Raw genomic sequence first — 20,388 nt, 5'->3', positions numbered from 1 at the left:
CAAAAAGAATAGGATAATATTTATGTTTTTGTTTGACTAAGAGATCAGATGGGGATAGAATATTATATAGAGGAGGAGTAGACTATCATTGTTTTTATTACAAAGGAGTATAAGTAATGAAATCAAAAAGAAAGTATCTATCAAGAGCGATGCTGTTTAGTTCTGCCTTAGTATTAGCTTTTCTTGCTACAAATACTGCTCAGGCAGAGGAACATAATGACGTATTTTATTCTCGCTATCGTCCAGGATTTAACTATTATAATCCGCGCGTCAGAAATAACTATAATTACGGTCGATACCCTGGTTATTACAATCCTTGGTATAACTATAATGTCTTTTATTGGAATGGAAATTACTACTATAAAAACCAAAACGGAGACTATTATGTCTACAAGAATGGTAGGTGGGAACTCTATTACCAAGATGGCTTTAATAAACTGAAGAATGATCCCCATTATCGTTATGAAAATGGTTATCACTATTATGTATTGGATGATGGTTCGTACTATTACTATGAAAATGGTAAGTGGGTTTATGTTAAGAAAGCAGAAGATCCAACTCCAGAACCAGATCCAACTCCAGATCCAACTCCAGATCCTAAGCCAGATCCTGAAACACCTAAGCCAGAGAAGCCTGATTGGGCACCAAATCCAAATATAGATTATAGTAAATTGCCAAAACCTCTTTACAGACCTGATGATCCTCGGATGAAGAGTGATCCTCGCTTTGTAGATGATAACGGCACCTATTATTACCGAGTCCATCTTGGAGACGAAAACCCTGATGGTATCGATGGATATTACAAGTGGATGGGCGACCGCTGGAAACTATTTAACGGAACGGATCCAAACGATCCGGCTCTTGATCCAAATAATCATTCCAATCCAAAGGACGATGAATATAATTATGATGATAATGCTTCTACAGTTAAACTATACTCAGAAAATCTAGTTGGTACTGGTAAAGCAGGAGATCCTCTTCCTTTCAAGAGCAAGGAAGAATTCATCTCTTATGTTCAGCAACATCTGGCACCAAAAATGATAGATAATGCAGGCTATGACTGTAAGGTTACATATGAACTTGAAGAAGAAGATGTCTTTAATCAAGCAGTGGATCATGCTTGGGCTAGAGATTACGTTTTGACAGCTTATTTGACAAGTAGCGTCAAAGGATATGAAAAAACAGAATTTGGCCATGTGAAGTTTATTTATCGTGTGGAAAAAACTGAAAACTCAAACTTCCCAAATATTGATAAGGCTAAAGCAGCTTTTGCAAAAATAAATGCGGAACGTAGAAGACTTGGCTTACAAGAACTAACTTGGTCTGATGAACTTTATAACAATCAATCTTTACCAACAGCTCAGAAACTTTCTGTCAATTATGATAGTAGCGCTGGTATCACTTTCCGCCGGGAAGAAAATGCTGATGTAGTTGCTAACAAATGGCTAAACTCAGGAAATAGAGAATTGATTCTAAATCCTGATGCCAAAGAAGGTGCAGCTGCCTGTGTACAAGCAGGTGATGGTACATATTATTGGGTGTTTAATTATAAATAAAATAAATGAATTTAATGGTCTATTCCTTTAACCGAGAACTTCCTCCATCTTTTAGAAGGGGGAAGTTTTAAATTGCTAAAGGAAAAACAAAAACCACTTCCGATTAATCGGAAATGGTTTGGATTCAATAATCGAATGTATTGAATAGATGTTCTTATTTGAGACCGTATTTTTTGTTGAAACGATCCACACGTCCATCTGCTTGAGTGAACTTTTGACGTCCAGTGTAGAATGGGTGTGAGTCTGATGAAATTTCAACACGAATCAATGGGTAAGTTTCCCCTTCGAATTCAACTGTTTCGTTTGAACGCTTAGTTGAACCACTAAGGAATTGGTAACCAGTTGAAGTATCCATGAAGACAACAGGACGGTATTCTGGGTGAATATCTTTTCTCATTTTAAAAAATTTCCTTTCTGCCATGGTCTCTTTGCGAGCCATAGATTAGTTACTTTGATAGTTTATCAAATTTCATTTGCTTTGACAAGCCTTTTCGCTCATTTTCTTTGCTTTTTCGCTAATTCTTTTAATTCTTGGAAGATTTCTTCATTTTCTTCTAGCGAATAGGAGTTAGCACCACTAGCTAAGGGATGTCCTCCGCCATGATGATTTTTTGCGACTTCATTGATTGGAATGAATTTGCTGCGCAATCGTACACGGAAATGACCGCTTTCTTGTTCAACAAAGATTCCCCACAACTTGACGTCCTCAATTCGACCAGGAGTTGCGACAATATCTGCAGTTTCGGCATCTGTAAGTTGGTGAGCTTTTAGTAAATCCTGAGTGATGATGACACGTGCTGCTCCATTTTCATCAAGTTCAAGATGATCGTAAACATAGCCTTGCAGCTTAGCAACTTTGTAGCTGAAAGAGTCCATTTTCCGAGCCAGCGTAGCAAAATCAAAGGGATATTCCCTTAATTGACTAGCGACTTGTAGGGTTCGAGCGGTAGTAGCGGGATAAAGAAAGCGTCCCGTGTCACCAGTAATTCCAGCGTAGAGGAGTTTAGCGATATATGCATCCATTTTTAGGTGATTGTTTAAAGCGAATAAAGAAATTAGTTCGCAGGTGCTACTTGAATTGGTATCAACCCACGCTAAATCACCATAAACGTCGTCATTAGGATGATGGTCTATTTTAATCAAAAAGGATCCGTTTGGATAACGTTTATCATCAATTCGAGCTGTATTAGCAGTGTCGCATACGATAACCAAGGAGTTTTCATAATCTTGATCTGAGACATCATCCATCTGGGCTAGCCAGGTTAGACTTGGTTCATCGTATCCAGTTACCTTAACTGTTTTTTCAGGGAAATTTAGCTGAAGGAGCTTTTGTAAGCCGACTTGGCTACCTAAAGCATCAGGGTCAGGATTTACATGGCGATGAATGATAATCGTTTTATATTCCTTGATCTTTTGTAAAATTTGATGTTGAATTGTCATAGAAAAAATCGTTCCTTCTTGCTTAGAGTTATTGTTTAATTGTAACACAAGATTTCTATTTTTAAAATGAAAAATATGTGCTATAATTATCAATAGAAGATATTTTGGAGGAAACTATGACTTTAGCAAAAATTGTATTTGCAAGTATGACAGGTAATACAGAAGAAATCGCTGATATCGTTGCTGATAAGTTAAGAGATTTAGGTATAGATGTTGATGTTGATGAGTGTACGACAGTTGATGCTTCAGATTTTCTAGAAGCAGACATTGCTATTGTGGCAACCTATACATACGGTGATGGAGAATTGCCTGACGAAATCATGGATTTCTATGAAGACTTGGCTGATTTGGATTTGTCTGATAAGATTTATGGTGTCGTGGGTTCAGGTGATACTTTCTATGATGAATTCTGTAAAGCAGTAGATGACTTCGATGCTATGTTAGCTTCAACTGGTGCAACAAAAGGTGCTGAAAATGTTAAGGTTGATTTATCAGCAGAAGAAGATGATATCGAAAATCTTGAGAATTTCGCTACTAGCCTGGCTGCAAAAGTAAGTTAGGAAATATAGAATAGTCAAAAGATAAAATATATGAAAAGGAAGAGAGGCTTTATCAGTCTCTCTTTTTTTTCTTTAGTTTCGTCGGGTGTTTTTCTGTAAAAAATGCTACAATAAGAAGATAAAAGAAAAGGAGAGAAGGATGGAACCAAAAGAAAAAGAATTTAGCATGAGTTGGTTTTTTAGATGGTTTTTAGATAATAAAGCCATTACGGTTTTCTTAGTTTGTTTATTGATTGGACTCAATCTCTTGGTCTTGAGTAAAATTAGTTTTATTTTCACCCCTATTATTGAGTTTATTTCGGTAATTATGTTACCAGTGATTCTGGCAGGTTTGCTCTATTATTTACTCAATCCTCTGGTAGACATGATGGAAAAGCGGAAGATCAATCGTCTTGTAGCTATTACGATTGTTTTTGTATTGATTACTGTGCTTTTGATTTGGGGGTTGGCGGTTGTCATTCCAAACCTTCAGGCTCAGATTGTAAGTTTCTTTAGAAACATGCCTTCTTATCTCAAGCAATCTAAAAAAATAATTGATGATTTACTGGATAGTCGCTTGTCTGAAGAGTTTCGCCCGCAGATCGAGCAAGTTACGGAGAATATTTCTTCTCAATTAACGACATGGGCAAGTAACTTTTCTGCTCGAGCGGTTAACTGGGCTAGTCATTTTGTCAGTGCTGCTTCTCAAGTTATTGTTGCTGTCATTATTATGCCTTTCATTCTATTCTATCTCCTTCGAGATGGGAAAAATTTGAAAGGCTATATAACTCAGTTCCTGCCTAAGAAATTACGTGAGCCAGTTGGGCAAGTTTTGTCCGACGTGAATAGTCAGTTGGCTAATTATGTTCGCGGACAGATAACAGTTGCAATCATTGTTGCCTTTATGTTTATGATTCTCTTTAAGATCATTGGACTGCGCTATGGAGTGACCTTGGCAGTCGTGGCTGGAGTCCTCAACTTGGTTCCGTATTTAGGAAGCTTTTTGGCTATGTTACCGGCGCTTGTTTTGGGACTGATTGCGGGACCTGTTATGCTCTTGAAAGTTATCATTGTCTTTATTGTGGAGCAAACAATAGAAGGACGTTTTGTATCTCCCCTTATTTTAGGTAGCCAATTAAGTATTCATCCGATTACTATTCTTTTTGTACTCTTAACATCTGGATCGATGTTTGGGATTTTGGGGGTCTTGCTGGGAATTCCAGTCTACGCTTCTGCAAAAGTGGTGATTACAGCTATCTTTAAGTGGTACAAAGTAGTGAGTGGTTTGTATGATGATGAAGTAGAGGAAGAAGTAAGTGAAAAATAGTGAGAAAATGCTGTCTGCCATTGAGGCTCAGGATTTAGTGCAAGCAGAACAGTGGTTTGAAAAAGCCTTGTTAGAGGATAGTGATTCTATCTTATTGGACCTAGGAGAATATTTAGAAAGTATTGGCTTCTTTTTACAAGCCAAGCGTATCTATAATAAACTGGCTCTCCTTTATCCGCAGGTTAATCTAAATTTGGCAACAATTGCCAGTGAAGATGGAGACTTGGAGGAAGCTTTTGGCTATTTGGAAGAAATCAGCTCGAACGATCCGTGGTATGTCAATGCTCTTTTGATCAAGGCGGATTTATACCAGATGGAAGGCCTGCCTGATGTGGCGCGTGAGAAACTAGTTGAGGCCAGTCAATTAAGTGACGATCCTATCATTACTTTTGGATTGGCTGAAATAGATTTTGAATTAGGCAATTTTTCCCAGGCAATCAAGGAATATGCCATTCTTGATAATCGCTTGATTTATGAGCAGACAGGGATCTCAACTTATCAGAGGATAGGGGTAAGCTATGCCAGTTTAGGAAAGTTTGAAGCTGCCATTGAATTTCTTCAAAAGGCTATTGAAATAGAGTATGACGAATCTACAGTATTTGAATTAGCTGTGATTCTTTACGATCAAGAAGACTATCAGAAGGCGAATCTCTATTTCAAACAATTGGATACTCTTTCACCGGATTTCGAAGGTTATGAATATATCTATGCACTGTCTCTTCATGCAGACCATCGAGCTGAGGAGGCTCTATTCATGGCTCAGCAAGGTTTGAATAAAAATCCGTTTGATAGTCAGCTAGCACTATTAGCCTCACAAGTTTCCTACGAACTTCATGATACTGAAAAAGCAGAGAGCTATCTATTAGATGCCTGGGATAATGCTGATGATCTAGAAGAGATAGCTCTGCGCCTGACTAACCTTTATCTAGAGCAGGAGAGATATGAAGATATTCTTGATTTGGAGGATCAGGATTGGGACAATGTGTTGACTCGATGGAACATAGCTAGAAGTTATCAGGCTTTAGAGGACATAGAAAAAGCCCGAGAGCTCTATGGAGAATTGCATAGGGACTTACGAGATAATCCAGAATTTTTAGAAGAATACATTTACCTGTTGAGAGAATGTGGCGATCTTGAAAGAGCCAAACAAGAAGCTCAGCACTATTTGAGCCTGGTGCCGGATGACAGTGTAATGCAAGAATTTTATGATAGTCTAGACTATTAAAATTTTTATAATAAATAGTAAAAGCATATCATCTAGATATGTTTTTTTGAAATTATAAAATTTTATGTTATACTAATTTTGCTTTATAAGAGAAGATGAAAGAAGAGTAGGGGATTAAAAATGTTTGAACCAGTTAAATTATTTCAATATAATACTTTGGGTGCCTTGATGTCTGGTCTTTATGGTGGGACAATGACGATTGGTGAGTTGCTTCAATATGGTGATTTAGGTATAGGTACTTTGGATTCTATTGACGGGGAGCTGATTGTTCTAGATGGTAAGGCTTATCAAGCTAAGGGATCCGGAGAAGTGCCAGAAGTAGTTGAGGTGGATCCATCAGAGACGGTTCCTTATGCAGCGGTCGTTCCTCACAAGGCTGAAGTGATTTTCCGCCAGCGTTTTGAAATGAATGATAAGGAGCTGGAGGAAAGAATTGAGTCCTATTATGATGGAGAAAATCTTTTTCGTTCCATCAAGATTCATGGCGACTTTTCTCATATGCGCGTTCGCATGATTCCTAAGTCAACGTCAGACCGAAAGTTTGCAGAAGTTGCTGTTAACCAACCTGAATACAGTAAGGAAAATGTAACTGGGACAATCGTTGGCATCTGGACACCAGAGATTTTTCATGGAGTCAGCTTAGCAGGTTATCATCTTCATTTTGTATCAGACGATTTGAGCTTCGGAGGACATGTCATGGACTTTGTCATCAAAGAAGGTATTATTGAGCTTGGAGCGATCGATCAGTTAGATCAACGTTTTCCTGTTCAGGATCGTGACTATCTATTTGCCAAATTCAATATGGATGAAATGAAAGAAGACATTGATCGTGTAGAATAAGATAAGAAAAATTACTTGGCCAGAAACCTAATTTAGGTTCGTTTGGTCAAGTTTTTTATTTTGTAAAATAAAGGAAGGTAACAGGGATTTAAGCCATGCTATTTTATGGATCAAGTAAGCAAATTGTATCAATTCAATCCTAATGCTTATACCGTCAAGTATAGGCAAGACAATTTCTTTTATAATGATCTGTAATCTATAATGTTTGCTGAGCCCTTTCGAAGTTCTTTAAAAGTATCGAAAATCTATTTTTTTAGTGTATTTTGTATAGCCAAGCCAAAAAAATTACTGTATAATAGGCTAGAATATAATGAATAAATAGGAGATCATTATGGGAAAAGATTTATTTAATCCTCACCTGCGTAAGTTTTCGATTCGAAAACTAAACGTCGGTGTTTGTTCTGTGCTCTTGTCAACCCTTATACTATTAGGGGCTGCAAGTCAGGTTAGCGCTGATGAAACAAGCGCTTCTAGTGTTCAAAACGAGGTCGCTCGAACCGACCTTGCTGAACCATCAGCAACTGTTACAGCACCAACAACTTCTGAAACAACACAAAATCTAGAAACTACTGTAGCGGCTTCAGCTGCTGAGGCATCTCAAACAAGTGAGAATACTGCACCTACAAACTCAGTTTCAGAGAAACCAAAAGATGAGCAACCAGTAGCTTCTGAAACACCTCAGTCTTCAGTCGAGAAGCCAGTTCTTCCTACTGAAGTCAAGCCTGTAGAGAATACTACTCCAGCTTCAACTGAGGCTAGCCCAGAAACTGTAAGTCCTTCAAGAGCTACAGATCAACCAGTAGCGACTGGGGAAGCTGCACAACCTACACGTTCTCGTCGGTTACGTAGAGATCTTGAAGCGACTGCGGTTACTCCTGGAACTGGCCCTGCAGGAGCAGACGATGCAACCCCTATTCCAAGAGTATCTAAGCCAACTTTGTCTGAATCAGAGAAAAAAGAAAGTACTCAATTAGCCAAACAAATTAACTGGGTTGATTTTTCTGATACAGCAAGTATGAAGAACTTGGATCCTCAGGGTGGTTTTAAGGTAGGGACTGTCTTTAAGAAGGAAATTTCGCCAGGTTATGTGGTGACCTTGACCGTTACCGAACTTAAGCCATTTAACTCGACTGAAATCTATAAGAAACGGGTAGAAGGCACACCAACAGCCAGCACCTATGATCCAAATGCGATTAACAGTTATTTGAAAGGTTATAAGGACTATGGTAAAACGCCACCTTCTGTAACCGGTCGTCCACAGAACAAATTTAGTACCATTGGGGGCCAAGGTTTTGATACCCAAGGCCGTAAAACCCAAATTATCTTACCAGATGACGCGGTTAACTGGGGGATTAAGTTTAAGGTAGAAGCGACCTATCGTGGCAACCCTGTTAAACCATCCGTTGTAATGGCTGATGGGGAAGATGCTAACCCTGCTGAATATGGAATCTTTACCACCAACGGGGAAGGTTGGGAATATGTGGGTGAATGGATGAAGGGCCCTCGTGCCAAAGGTCCATACACTGTCATGACTGAAGACATGGTTAAAGCATTCGATAAAACCAGAAAAGATGGTCTTCTAATCTTGAAGGATAAGAGCGTTGACTGGAGCAAATACTTGAGTCCAGATACGGTCACAGGTGGTTTGGGTAGCCAGGTCTTCGGGCCAATTATTTCGGCTAGCAAGGCTGTGCCAGTTGTAATGACCCGTGGGGCCTCTGAAGTTGGCTTTTACGTGGCAACGGGTGGGCAACAAGCCCTCATGATGGGTTTCTTGGTAGTCGATTCTAGTGACGCACCAGCAAGTTATGGTGAAGCTTACCATACGATTGGAACCCGTGATTCAATTGCTAATACTCCAATCAACCAGCCGTACTTAGGTTCAACCGCAGCGGATATCGATGCAGACTCCAAAAGTGACTGGACGGCCGATGACCGTGAGGATGTAGCCGATGAAGGGCCAGCTCAATTATTGACAGCTGATCAGTTAAGCAAAACCAATGACCTCTTAGACTTAAACAAGGCTAAGAATGGGACTTACACCCTTAAGATTAAGGCTAACCCTAATGGTAATGCCAAGGCCTATGTCAAAGCCTGGGTAGACTTCAACAACAATGGCAAGTTCGATGACAACGAAGGCAGTGTTGTTAAAGAAATTACTGCTAATGGCGACCATACCTTAAGCTTTAATGCCATTCCAGGTTTGACTGGTGGCCTAGTGGATCAAATTGGGATGCGTGTCCGTATCGCAACCAATGCGGGTGACATCGAGAAGCCTACAGGGACTGCCTTTAGTGGGGAAGTAGAGGACATGTTAGTTCGTCGCGTTTACCCACCTCAAGGTGAAAAGCAAGAAAGCACTGGCTTCCAAGGTGAAACTCAAAACGCAACAGTTCACTTTACCGCTAAGGGGCCAGACCGTTCTGACTTCGTTACAAACGCTAGCATGAGCAACCAAGCGCCACAGATTTTGGATAATCAAGGGAATATCTTGACACCAACCAACGGCAATACTTATGTTCGTCCTGAAGGGACCTATGTCGTGACTGCTAATGGCGATGATGTCAATGTGACCTTTACGCCTAATGAAGACTTCTCAGGGGCGGCAGAAGGGATTAATATCCGTCGCACTGACTCTAACGGTTCTTCAACAGACTGGCAATCAACAGATGCAGCAGATCCTAATAAGAATGACCGTTTGAACAACATGGATGGACGTTTTGTTCCAACTGTTCGCAAGGTACCAAAATACGATTCGACTGGTATTCAAGGCCAAGATCAAAGCAAGGAGCTAGTCTTTAACGATGGCGATCCTGCTAAGACTCCTGTTACACCAGATGCGTCACGTCCTGCGACCTTCGTGGATGCTAACGGCCAACCTGTCACAGGTAACACCGTGCCTGCTATGTCCAATGGCCAACAAGTGGGGACCTATGAATTAGATCCTAACACTGGCCAAGTGACCTTTAAACCTAATAAGACCTTTGTTGGGACGCCAGATCCAGTTGCGGTTCAAGTAAGCGACACTAACGGTGTGCCTCACCGAGCTCGTTACCAACCAACTGTGACTAAGGTCACTCCTACAGGAACTGGGGCAACTAGCACAGGTCCTCAAGGTGTCCCTCAAACTGGAACCCCAACCTTCCAAGGTGGCGACCCACTGGTTCCAATCGATGAAACAGTAGAGCCAACCTTCGAAGATGGAAGTAAAGAGAAGACCATTCCAGGACAAGGAACCTACACGATTGCGCCAGACGGAACAGTGACGTTCACTCCAGACAAGCAGTTTGTCGGAAATCCTGATCCAGTCACAGTTAAACGCGTGGATAAGAACGGTACTCCAGTCACTGCAACCTACAGTCCAGAGTTTACGAAAGTAACACCAACTTCAACGGATGCCACTTCAAATGGTATCCAAGGTCAACCGCAAAAAGGTACCCCAACCTTCACAGAAGGTAATCCATTGGTTCCAATTGATGATACGAAACCAATGACTTTCGAAGATGGACAGTCAACGAAAACAGTTCCAGGTGTAGGTGAATACAGCATTAATCCAGATGGATCTATTACCTTTACGCCGGATAAGAAGTACGTTGGTACTCCTAATCCAGTCACAGTGAAACGTGTAGATAAGAACGGTACAGAAGTTACTGCAACTTATACACCAACAGTAACCAAGGTAACACCAACTTCAACGGATGCCACTTCAAATGGTATCCAAGGTCAACCGCAAAAGGGTACTCCAACCTTCACAGCAGGTAACCCATTGGTTCCAATTGATGATACGAAACCAATGACCTTCGAAGACGGACAGTCAACGAAAACAGTTCCAGGTGTAGGTGAATACAACATCAATCCAGATGGTTCTATTACCTTTACGCCAGACAAACAATATGTTGGTAAACCAGATCCAGTCACAGTGAAACGTGTGGATAAAAATGGTACAGAAGTCACTGCGACTTATACACCAACAGTGACTAAGGTGACACCAACCAGCACTAACGCAACCAGCTCAGGTCCGCAGGGTGTTCCACAAACAGGAACTCCAAGCTTCCAAGGTGGCGATCCACTGGTTCCAATCGATGAAACCGTTGAACCAACCTTCGAAGATGGAAGCAAAGAGAAGTCTATTCCAGGTCAAGGAACTTACACAATTGCGCCAGATGGTACAGTGACCTTCACTCCAGACAAACAGTTTGTCGGAAACCCAGATCCAGTCACAGTCAAACGCGTAGATAAGAATGGCACCCCAGTTACTGCGACTTACAGTCCAGAGTTTACGAAAGTAACTCCTACAGGAACTGGCGCAACCAGCACAGGTCCTCAAGGCCTTCCACAAACTGGAACTCCAACCTTCCAAGGTGGTGACCCACTGGTTCCAATCGATGAAACAGTTGAGCCAACCTTCGCAGATGGAAGCAAAGAGAAGTCTATTCCAGGTCAAGGAACTTACACCATTGCGCCAGATGGAACTGTAACCTTCACCCCAGATAAGCAGTTTGTAGGAAAACCAGACCCAGTTACAGTGAAACGTTTAGATAAGAACGGAACTCCAGTGACTGCGACTTACAGTCCAGAGTTTACGAAAGTAACACCAACTGGTGCGGGAGATAAGACAGAGGGGCTTCAAGGTCAGGTCCAAGAAGGTAAAGTGACCTTCACTCCAGGCCATGACTCAGTTCCATTCCCAGCTGATTCAACTCCACTATTTGACAATGGTACAACTGTGAAAGAAGTGCCAAATGTTGGTAAGTTCGAAGTGGACGCAGACGGTAAGGTGACCTTTACTCCTGATAAACAGTTCAAGGGTGAAACGCCAGAACTTGAATTGACTCGAGTGGATGCCAACGGAACTCCTGTTATAGTCAAGTACCAAGCGGTGGTGAAAGAAGTAGTTCCAACGAGCACTAACGCAACTAGCACAGGTCCTCAAGGCCTTCCACAAACAGGTACCCCAACATTTGAAGGTGGTGATCCACTGGTTCCAATCGATGAAACCGTTGAACCAACCTTCGAAGATGGAAGTAAAGAGAAGTCTATTCCAGGACAAGGAACCTACACGATTGCGCCAGACGGAACAGTAACCTTCACTCCAGATAAGCAGTTTGTCGGAAACCCAGATCCAGTCACAGTCAAACGTGTGGATAAGAACGGCACTCCAGTCACTGCAACTTACAGTCCAGAATTTACTAAGGTAACACCGACTGGTACAGGTGATAAGACAGAGGGCCTGCAAGGTCAGGTACAAGAAGGTAAAGTGACTTTCACTCCAGGCCATGACTTAGTTCCATTCCCAGCTGATTCAACTCCACTATTTGACAATGGGACAGCTGTGAAGGAAGTTCCAAATGTTGGTAAGTTCGAAGTGGACGCAGATGGCAAGGTGACCTTCACACCAGACAAACAGTTCAAGGGTGAAACACCAGAGCTTGAATTGACTCGTGTGGATGCCAACGGCACTCCTGTTACAGTCAAGTACCAAGCGGTGGTGAAAGAAGTGGTTCCAACCAGCACTAACGCAACCAGCACAGGTCCTCAAGGACTTCCGCAAACTGGTACTCCAACCTTCCAAGGTGGTGACCCACTGGTTCCAATTGATGAAACCGTTGAACCAACCTTTGCAGATGGAAGCAAAGAGAAGTCTATTCCAGGTCAAGGAACCTATACAATTGCGCTAGACGGAACAGTAACCTTCACTCCAGACAAGCAGTTTGTCGGAAACCCAGATCCAGTTACAGTCAAACGTGTAGATAAGAATGGTACTCCAGTGACTGCAACTTATAGTCCAGAGTTTACGAAAGTAACTCCTACAGGAACTGGCGCAACTAGCACAGGCCCTCAAGGCCTTCCACAAACAGGTACTCCAACCTTCCAAGGTGGTGATCCACTGGTTCCAATTGATGAAACAGTTGAACCAACCTTCGAAGATGGAAGCAAGGAAAAAGTGATTCCAGGTCAAGGAACTTACACGATTGCACCAGATGGAACTGTAACCTTCACTCCAGATAAGCAGTTTGTAGGCAAACCAGATCCAATCACCGTGAAACGTGTGGATAAGAATGGCACTCCAGTAACAGCCACTTACAGTCCAGAATTCACTAAGGTCACTCCTACAGGAACTGGTGCAACCAGCACAGGTCCTCAAGGACTTCCGCAAACTGGTACTCCAACCTTCCAAGGTGGCGATCCACTGGTTCCAATTGATGAAACAGTTGAACCAACCTTCGAAGATGGAAGTAAAGAGAAGACAATTCCAGGTCAAGGAACTTACACCATTGCGCCAGATGGAACAGTAACCTTCACACCAGACAAGCAGTTCGTTGGTAAACCAGATCCAATCACCGTGAAACGTGTGGATAAGAATGGCACTTCAGTCACTGCAACTTACAGTCCAGAATTCACTAAGGTCACTCCTACAGGAACTGGTGCAACTAGCACAGGTCCTCAAGGACTCCCTCAAACTGGTACTCCAACCTTCCAAGGTGGCGATCCACTGGTTCCAATTGATGAAACAGTTGAACCAACCTTCGAAGATGGAAGCAAAGAGAAGACCATTCCAGGTCAAGGAACCTACACGATTGCACCAGATGGTACAGTAACCTTCACTCCAGACAAGCAGTTTGTAGGGAAACCAGATCCAATCACCGTGAAACGTGTGGATAAGAATGGCACTCCAGTGACTGCGACTTACAGTCCAGAATTTACGAAAGTAACACCAATTGGTAAGGATGCTTCCTCTGAAAATATTAAGGGACTTGTACAAACAGGTACTCCAACCTTCCAAGGTGGCGATCCACGGGTTCCAATTGATGAAACTGTAGCACCAACCTTTGAAGATGGCTCAACTGAAAAAGTGATTCCAGGTGAAGGAACCTATACCATCTCACCAGATGGCACAGTAACCTTTACTCCAGAAGCTGATTTTGTAGGAAAAGGAACCGGCGTAACAATTGTTCGTAAGGATAAGAACGGTACCTCAGTTACTGCAAGCTATCGTCCAACAGTTGTAGATCCGTCTACTGGACAGGATACAACCTCTACAGGAGCTAAAGGCCAAACGCAAGTGGCAACCCCAGCGTTTGAAGGACATATCGATAGTACAGTTCCACCAACCTTTGAGGACGGCAGCACGACACTGATTGTTCCAGGAGAAGGAAGCTATACAATTGATAAAGATGGTAAGATTACCTTTACTCCAGAACCAGACTTTGTTGGTACAGCCAAAGGAGTGGTTGTAAAACGTTTGGATATTTATGGCAACGTTGTTACAGCGCAGTATACACCAACGGTCATCGGCCAAACACGAGTAGAAGATGTAACCTCAGATGGACTCAAGGGTCAAACACAGACTGGTAAACCAATCTTTGAAGGTGATGTAGACTTAACAGTAGCACCAACCTTTGAGGACGGCTCAACTGAAAAAGTTGTTCCAGGAGAAGGCACTTATACCATCTCGCCAGACGGTGTTGTAACTTTTGTTCCAGAGCCAAACTTTGTTGGTACAGCTAAAGGAGTCGTTGTAATCCGTAAGGATCGCAATGGTCAAACAATTTCTGCAAGCTACACACCGAGAGTGACAGAAATTCCGGTCGTTCCAAACAGACCAAGTACTCCAGAACAGCCAAAGGTTCCAGTAATTCCAGCTGAACCTGCGGTAGCAGTTCAAACACCAGAAGCTGAAGAGAGAGTAGAACCTGTTTATGTCGATCCAAAAGATGAAAAAGCGGTTCTTCCAAGAACAGGAAGTCAGACAAGTGATCAGACTGCTTCAGGCCTCTTAGCAGCCATTGCCAGCTTAACATTCTTTGGTTTAGCAAATCGGAAGAAGAAATCTGAAGAAGATTAAGAGAGAGATTACTGTCTTTCCATTCGACAGATTGAGTTAAGTTTAAAAGCGATTCGGATATTCCGAATCGCTTTTTTGGTTATTGAATTTTCATACTCTTGATTTTCTCTGCGTCAGGTGTCACCCGCAGGGTTTTCTGACCAGTGTAGGTCACAAATCCTGGCTTGCCACCAGTGGGCTTATTTAGCTTTTTAATCTCAATCATGTCTACTTGGACAAGATTGGAGAGTCTGGCCTTGGAGAAGTAAGCAGCTAGCTCGGCAGCGTCAGTCTTGACCTCATCGCTGGGCTGAAGATTGCCTGTGATGACCACATGACTACCTGGAATATCCTTGGCGTGAAACCAAAGCTCGTCCTTCTTGGCCATCTTAAACGTCAGCTCATCATTTTGTAGATTGTTGCGGCCAACCAGGATAATAGTTTGGCCATCTGTTGCCAAATATTTCTCTGGTTTCTGCCTTTTATGGATCTTCTCTCTCTGGCGCCGGCGGATAAAGCCAGTCTGGATTAGTTCCTCCCGAATTTCTGCGATTTCAGTCAGGCTGGCCTGAGCAAGGGCTGTTTCCACGCTCTCTAGGTAGAGAATCGTAGTCCGCGTCTCCTCAATCAAGCTAGTCAGGTGTTTGACGGCTTCTTTGAGCTTCTGGTAACGTTTGAAATAGCGCTGGGCATTTTGGTTGGGAGTTAGGGCCTTGTCAAGTGCGATGAGGATCTTTTCACCTGTGTAGTAATTGTCCAGCTCTACCTGATCTTGGTCGTTGGGCACCTGATGGAGAAAGGTGGTCAAAAGCTCCCCTTTTTGGCGGAATTCTTCTGCATTCTCCGTTGCTAGGAGCTCTTCCTCTTGCTTGCCCAACTTTTTCCGGTTCTTTTCCAACTCATTTTCTACTCGGCGGATGAGCTCGCTGGCCTGCTGGTTGACTCGATCTCGCTCAGCCTTGTCCTTATAGAAAGTGTCCAAAAGCTCGGATAGTGTGGACATTTGGGTCTTACTGTCAGAAAATAGCAGAGCAGAGAAGGATTTTTCGGTCAGGCTAGGCTGAGTCGGACTGGCAAAAAATGCTCGGAAAGTTTTGAGCTTATCAGCTGTAAGACGACCACTGAGTTCGGTAGCCGTATCTCGACCCAATCCCTGAAAAATTTGCTGAAGGCGTTTGGGCTCTATTTCCTCAGTCTGTAGGATTTGAAAGAGCTTTTCATCGCCCACAGTGAAAGGATTGAGACTGCCTGTCTGAGGCGGTGCGACATAAGTTGAGCCAGGTAAAATCGTTCGATAGCTATTTTGCGAAAATCCGACATGTTTGATGGCTTCAATAATCTTACCGCTAGCCTTATCCAAGAGAATGATATTGCTATGTTTACCCATGATTTCGATGACTAGTGTCACAGCTACGCTATCGCCGATTTCGTTCTTATTAGAAACACTGATTTCTAAAATTCGGTCATTCTCAACTTGCTGGATTGCTTCAATGACAGCACCCTGCAGGTATTTGCGCATCACCATGATAAAGGTATTTGGAACTGCTGGATTTTCAAACGTAGTATCTGTTAATTGGACGCGTCCAAAGACCGAGTGGGCTGATAGGAGCAGCTTGAGGCTTTTGCGATTGCTGCGAATCTGTAAAACTAGCTCCTGTTCAAAAGGTTGATTAATCTTCTGGACGCGACCGCCTACTAATTCGTGGCGCAGCTCCTCAGTCATGTGATGTAAAAAAAATCCGTCAAAAGACATGCTTTTCTCCTTGAAAGTTACTATAGAAAATTATAACAAAAAACCAAGCTAAAAGCTTCTAAATTATTTGATACAAATTTTTAAAAAAATTAAATGATTTTTATATAAAAATTGTTAATATAGTAGTGAGAAGGAATTTGAATATAGATGGAGCTAGAATGTTTGAAGATTATATTTTAATTCAAAAGATTAAAAATGGCGATCATAATGCGTGGGAAAGGGTGATTGAGAAGTATTATCACTCTATCTATTTTTACTGTGTACGCAGATGTTATGGCAATGTTGAGTTAGCAGCAGATTTGACGCAAGATATTTTTCTTAAAGTGATAGAAAATATCAAAAACTATCGTTTTACAGGGAAATTTTATAATTATCTATTCACAATTGCTGTTCATCATTGTAATAACCATTATAAAAAGAAAGAAATAGAAAAAGTTGAATTCAACGAAAGTGTTTTATCTTCTCACGAAAGTGATGGTATAAGAAATTTAGTAGTTGATGAAGAAAATAAGGTAATTCAACGCGCTTTAAATCAGTTGTCAAATCCACAAAGAGAGGCTATTATTTTGAAATATTACCATGATTTAAAGGTTAAGGATATAGCAAAGATTACAGGTGTTGGTGTTCCAACTGCACAGTCCCGAATTCATCAAGGGCTTGTAAAACTATCAAAGTTCTTAGATCAAGAGGCATTTACTTATGACGAAAAAAATTATTGAGCGTTTAAAAAATTATCAAATAGAAGTTGATGAATCTAGAAAAAAAGAGGTTCTTTTACTCGGTGCTGCTCATCTGAAAAGACAAAAAAAGAGGACTTCTTATCTTGAACTGGCTCTTTTTACTATTCGATTTATTAGCTTAAAAACTTGGTTGATCCAGTTTGCAGTATTAGCAATTAGTTTATTAGTTATATTAAACAATACTCCCGGTCTCATTTATACTCTAATAAAAAATTTAACAGGATTGCTAATAATTTCTTTACTTTTCTTTATGGAAGAATTATTTAAAAGTTTTACATCTGGAATGTGGGAATTAGAGCAAACTTTTAAGTATGATTTGCGCCAGCAAGTATTGGTGAAGCTTTTTATTTTTGGTTTTATTGATTTTATGATTGTTCTGAGCTTTTCTATATTAACGAACTTACTCTTCAGATTCTCCTTTTTAAGTATGCTACTTTATTTGTTAGTCCCCTATAATATTGTGTGCATTGTTTTGTTTTATTCTCTCTCTCGTTGGAGAAATTCTGGCAATCATCGTAGTGCATGGTTCGTTTTGGGTATGGCTCTTTCAATTCTATTTGTAGCTTTGAATCTATTCAATCCTTATCGTATGGCTGTTATATATTGGTTCCTAACTTATTTAATATCTCTTTTGATTCTCGCACTTTTGTTCTTTAAACAATTAAAAAAATTGACAGCAGGAGGAATGTGGAATGGAACTCAGTCTTAAAAACATTAAAAAAGAATATGGAAACAAGTTGATATTAGATTGTATTTCCGTTTCATTAAAGCCAGGACTTTACGGGCTTTTAGGTTCGAATGGATCAGGAAAGACGACGCTTTTCCGGATTATTTGTGGTCTCACGAAGCCTACTCAGGGAGCTGTTTTCTTTAACGGAAAGAATATAGTTGATCAAGCGGAAAAATTTAGAGATATTTTAGGTTTTTTACCACAGGACTTTCGGTATTATCCAGACTTTACTGCTAGAAATTTTTTACTTTATATTGCTTCTTTAAAAGGGTTGAGTCGAAAAAATGCTTCTACAACAAGCGATGAATTATTAGATTTGGTTGGCCTATCTGCTATCAAAAATAAAAAAATTAGAAAACTTTCTGGTGGAATGAAGCAGAGATTAGGAATTGCACAAGCTCTCTTAAACGATCCTCAAGTCCTTGTGTTAGATGAGCCAACAGTTGGACTAGATCCTAAAGAACGGGTTAAATTCCGAAAGTTATTAAGTAGTTTATCAAAGGAAAAAATCATTCTTTTATCGACCCATATTGTATCAGATGTTGAAAGTATCGCTGATGAAATTTTGATTTTAAAAAATGGGCGTTTGCGAGATAGAGGCACAGTTAGTCAGTTAGTTTCTGAAATATCTGACAAGGTTTGGGAATGTGAAGTAACAGAATATGAGGCTAATAAATTAGAAGAGACTTTTCTTGTGAGCAATCGTCGCCAGGATGGTCAACATATCGTGATGAGGATTGTATCTGAACAAGCTCCAAACTTGAATGCTTCCTTGGTTAGTCCAACTTTAGAAGATTTGTATCTCTATTATTTTAGAGAGGAGATGCAGGATGAAGACACTTATTAGATTTGAATTTCAAAAAATTTTAAAGAATAAAACGATTTTGGGAAGTTTAGTTGCAAGTTTATTTCTACTTGCTGGTATTTTTTTCGTAGGCTATCATTATTCTCAGTATCAATTTGCAGCGAGAGACAATGTTGCACATGGCTATTCTAAAGATATTGAACAGAGTTACAGAGGAGAGTTTACAGATAATAAAATTCGTTGGATTATAGCAGACGATCTCAAAAAATTTCAAGAAAGAGAACTTTCTGATGATGGAAGCTGGAAAGAAAAAGGAGAACCTTGGCTTTTTCATCCATTTTATCTCTTTACAGAACAAATAAGTGATGTTTTTGTCAAAGACGCACGTCATCTTTATGAAAAGCAGATGGAACGTGTGAAAAAAGGAAAAATGTTGACGATTGAAGACATAGAAGTACGTAGCATTAAGGATCTTGGTTTTAAAGAGTTTGGTAAGCCTCTGAAAATTGGAAATTATGCTCCTTGGCTTGATTTATATAAAGTCCAGGGAAATGTTACTATTTTAGTTTCCGTTATAGTCATTTTGGTTTGTTCTCTGATTTTTTCAGATGATAAGTCTAAAAATATGAATCAAGTTTTGCTGACAACTAAATATGGACGCAATAGACTAATAAAAGCCAAGATTGGAGTGGCTTTTCTCTTGACTATTGTACTATTTTTAGTTTTCCAAATGGTCACTTATTTTGTATTTTCTAGTATGTATGATACTAGTGGATGGAGTTCTAGTATTCAGACTAACTTAGATTTGGGGTTATTCAGTTTTCCATTGGAGTGGAATCATCTACAAGTTTACTTTTGGTTTTTGTGCTTACAATTTACAGGGCTTCTTTTTACAGCGGGAGTAACATTATTAATTTCCTCTCTTCTGAACTCTCCTTTGTCTGTCTTGTCATTTTCTATTAGTCTGTATTTATTGCCTTATTTTTTAGATCAGATTTTTCGAGAAGGACTTGCTCAAAAACTACTTTATCTTTTTCCAATTAATCAACAGTCAGTGGGAAAACTATTAGGGTTGCTTGCTTCGAATAGGGGATATTTTTTCCATAGTTTTATCATAAATAGTCTTTCCGTTTTTAGTTTTCTAATTGGTTTGGCTCTTTTGTTGAAGATAGTATCTTATTTCCATGCTAAAAATTGGAAATTCGCCTAACTATAAAAATCCGAACATTTTACAAAAATTGTCAAAAAAGTCTTGACATCCTTTCAGGAAAAACATAAAATATAGGAAATTAGAAAAGTAGCAAACGAATTTGTTTTAAGCGAGCTTGTGGGTGGTGAAAACAAGTAGCAAATCTTTGCGAAATTGGGCTAATGATTAGAGTGTCTTTTAGTAATTTACTGATAAGCTAAAAGAACAAATGAATTCGAAACAATAAGAATTCGGTTGGCACACCTTACAGTGCAACTTGTTGGTAGACAAGGCAGAGATATGGGAGAATGCTATTTATTTTTCCATAATTGAGGTGGCACCGCGATTTACGCCCTCACACAGGATATCTGTGTGAGGTTTTTTGTTGGAAAAAAGAGAAGGAGAGTTGCCCATGTTTA

The 20,388-nt window shown here is 40.5% G+C and carries 13 protein-coding genes; 10 read left to right on the top strand and 3 right to left on the bottom strand.

The genetic code is table 11. The features are described 5' to 3' along the window. Positions 1-116 precede the first annotated feature (116 nt). Positions 117-1,556 (top strand): CAP domain-containing protein, encoded by a 1,440-nt coding sequence (locus tag PCY09_RS03205; protein WP_061601848.1) that lies wholly within the window; start codon positions 117-119, stop codon positions 1,554-1,556. Between the two features lie 154 nt (positions 1,557-1,710). Here the strand turns inward: PCY09_RS03205 and PCY09_RS03200 are convergent, their stop codons facing one another. Together PCY09_RS03200 and PCY09_RS03195 are read right to left on the bottom strand one after the other, a co-directional pair. Beyond that, complete coding sequence (locus tag PCY09_RS03200; RefSeq protein WP_002895374.1) at positions 1,711-1,953, bottom strand: type B 50S ribosomal protein L31; 243 nt, start codon at positions 1,951-1,953, stop codon at positions 1,711-1,713. A 98-nt stretch (positions 1,954-2,051) separates the two neighbouring features. Further along, complete coding sequence (locus PCY09_RS03195; protein WP_061601847.1) at positions 2,052-2,996, bottom strand: bifunctional oligoribonuclease/PAP phosphatase NrnA; 945 nt, start codon at positions 2,994-2,996, stop codon at positions 2,052-2,054. Between the two features lie 116 nt (positions 2,997-3,112). On the opposite strand from PCY09_RS03195, the gene PCY09_RS03190 reads away from it, so the two are divergent. From PCY09_RS03190 to cshA, 5 genes are all read left to right on the top strand, one after another. Continuing rightward, positions 3,113-3,556, top strand: a complete 444-nt coding sequence (locus tag PCY09_RS03190) for a flavodoxin (protein ID WP_061601846.1) — start codon at positions 3,113-3,115, stop codon at positions 3,554-3,556. Between the two features lie 139 nt (positions 3,557-3,695). Further along, a complete protein-coding gene (locus PCY09_RS03185; protein ID WP_125396971.1) occupies positions 3,696-4,862 on the top strand; it encodes an AI-2E family transporter in 1,167 nt (388 codons plus the stop codon). Continuing rightward, complete coding sequence (locus PCY09_RS03180; protein WP_125392223.1) at positions 4,852-6,087, top strand: tetratricopeptide repeat protein; 1,236 nt, start codon at positions 4,852-4,854, stop codon at positions 6,085-6,087. Before PCY09_RS03185 ends, PCY09_RS03180 begins: the two co-directional genes overlap by 11 nt. A 120-nt stretch (positions 6,088-6,207) precedes the next feature. After that, positions 6,208-6,927 (top strand): acetolactate decarboxylase, encoded by a 720-nt coding sequence (gene budA, locus PCY09_RS03175; RefSeq protein WP_061583479.1) that lies wholly within the window; start codon positions 6,208-6,210, stop codon positions 6,925-6,927. Between the two features lie 331 nt (positions 6,928-7,258). Continuing rightward, entirely contained in the window at positions 7,259-14,773 is a 7,515-nt protein-coding gene (gene cshA / locus PCY09_RS03170; protein WP_125396972.1) for an LPXTG-anchored fibrillar adhesin CshA, read from the top strand. A 79-nt stretch (positions 14,774-14,852) separates the two neighbouring features. Here cshA and fbpA read toward each other — a convergent pair whose 3' ends face one another. Next, positions 14,853-16,505, bottom strand: a complete 1,653-nt coding sequence (gene fbpA / locus PCY09_RS03165; RefSeq protein WP_125369670.1) for an Rqc2 family fibronectin-binding protein FbpA — start codon at positions 16,503-16,505, stop codon at positions 14,853-14,855. A 158-nt stretch (positions 16,506-16,663) separates the two neighbouring features. Between fbpA and PCY09_RS03160 the strand changes: the two genes are divergently transcribed. From PCY09_RS03160 to PCY09_RS03145, 4 genes are read left to right on the top strand one after another with little or no spacing between them, the layout of a single operon-like run. Beyond that, on the top strand, positions 16,664-17,224 hold the full coding sequence (locus PCY09_RS03160) for an RNA polymerase sigma factor (RefSeq protein WP_125369668.1): 561 nt from the start codon (positions 16,664-16,666) through the stop codon (positions 17,222-17,224). Further along, entirely contained in the window at positions 17,205-17,954 is a 750-nt protein-coding gene (locus tag PCY09_RS03155; RefSeq protein ID WP_125369666.1) for a beta-carotene 15,15'-monooxygenase, read from the top strand. Before PCY09_RS03160 ends, PCY09_RS03155 begins: the two co-directional genes overlap by 20 nt. After that, on the top strand, positions 17,938-18,822 hold the full coding sequence (locus PCY09_RS03150; protein ID WP_125369664.1) for an ABC transporter ATP-binding protein: 885 nt from the start codon (positions 17,938-17,940) through the stop codon (positions 18,820-18,822). The genes PCY09_RS03155 and PCY09_RS03150 overlap by 17 nt, the downstream gene beginning before the upstream one ends. Further along, complete coding sequence (locus PCY09_RS03145; RefSeq protein WP_125377210.1) at positions 18,806-19,990, top strand: ABC transporter permease subunit; 1,185 nt, start codon at positions 18,806-18,808, stop codon at positions 19,988-19,990. The genes PCY09_RS03150 and PCY09_RS03145 overlap by 17 nt, the downstream gene beginning before the upstream one ends. Positions 19,991-20,388 lie beyond the last annotated feature (398 nt).

The sequence above is a fragment of the Streptococcus sp. SG2 genome (genome assembly GCF_030439925.1).
In the GTDB taxonomy this organism is placed as follows: domain Bacteria; phylum Bacillota; class Bacilli; order Lactobacillales; family Streptococcaceae; genus Streptococcus; species Streptococcus gordonii.
The sequence above is the reverse complement of the archived record's forward strand: the minus strand, read 5'-3'. Positions and strand labels throughout refer to the sequence as shown.

Excerpts from the sequence above, each read along its gene's own strand:
- fbpA (WP_125369670.1), bottom strand. The coding sequence starts at position 16,505 with ATGTCTTTTGACGGATTTTTTTTACATCACATGACTGAGGAGCTGCGC.
- PCY09_RS03200 (WP_002895374.1), bottom strand. The coding sequence starts at position 1,953 with ATGAGAAAAGATATTCACCCAGAATACCGTCCTGTTGTCTTCATGGAT.
- budA (WP_061583479.1), top strand. The coding sequence starts at position 6,208 with ATGTTTGAACCAGTTAAATTATTTCAATATAATACTTTGGGTGCCTTG.
- PCY09_RS03155 (WP_125369666.1), top strand. The coding sequence starts at position 17,205 with ATGACGAAAAAAATTATTGAGCGTTTAAAAAATTATCAAATAGAAGTT.
- cshA (WP_125396972.1), top strand. The coding sequence starts at position 7,259 with ATGGGAAAAGATTTATTTAATCCTCACCTGCGTAAGTTTTCGATTCGA.
- PCY09_RS03160 (WP_125369668.1), top strand. The coding sequence starts at position 16,664 with ATGTTTGAAGATTATATTTTAATTCAAAAGATTAAAAATGGCGATCAT.
- PCY09_RS03195 (WP_061601847.1), bottom strand. The coding sequence starts at position 2,996 with ATGACAATTCAACATCAAATTTTACAAAAGATCAAGGAATATAAAACG.
- PCY09_RS03150 (WP_125369664.1), top strand. The coding sequence starts at position 17,938 with ATGGAACTCAGTCTTAAAAACATTAAAAAAGAATATGGAAACAAGTTG.
- PCY09_RS03205 (WP_061601848.1), top strand. The coding sequence starts at position 117 with ATGAAATCAAAAAGAAAGTATCTATCAAGAGCGATGCTGTTTAGTTCT.
- PCY09_RS03190 (WP_061601846.1), top strand. The coding sequence starts at position 3,113 with ATGACTTTAGCAAAAATTGTATTTGCAAGTATGACAGGTAATACAGAA.
- PCY09_RS03145 (WP_125377210.1), top strand. The coding sequence starts at position 18,806 with ATGAAGACACTTATTAGATTTGAATTTCAAAAAATTTTAAAGAATAAA.
- PCY09_RS03185 (WP_125396971.1), top strand. The coding sequence starts at position 3,696 with ATGGAACCAAAAGAAAAAGAATTTAGCATGAGTTGGTTTTTTAGATGG.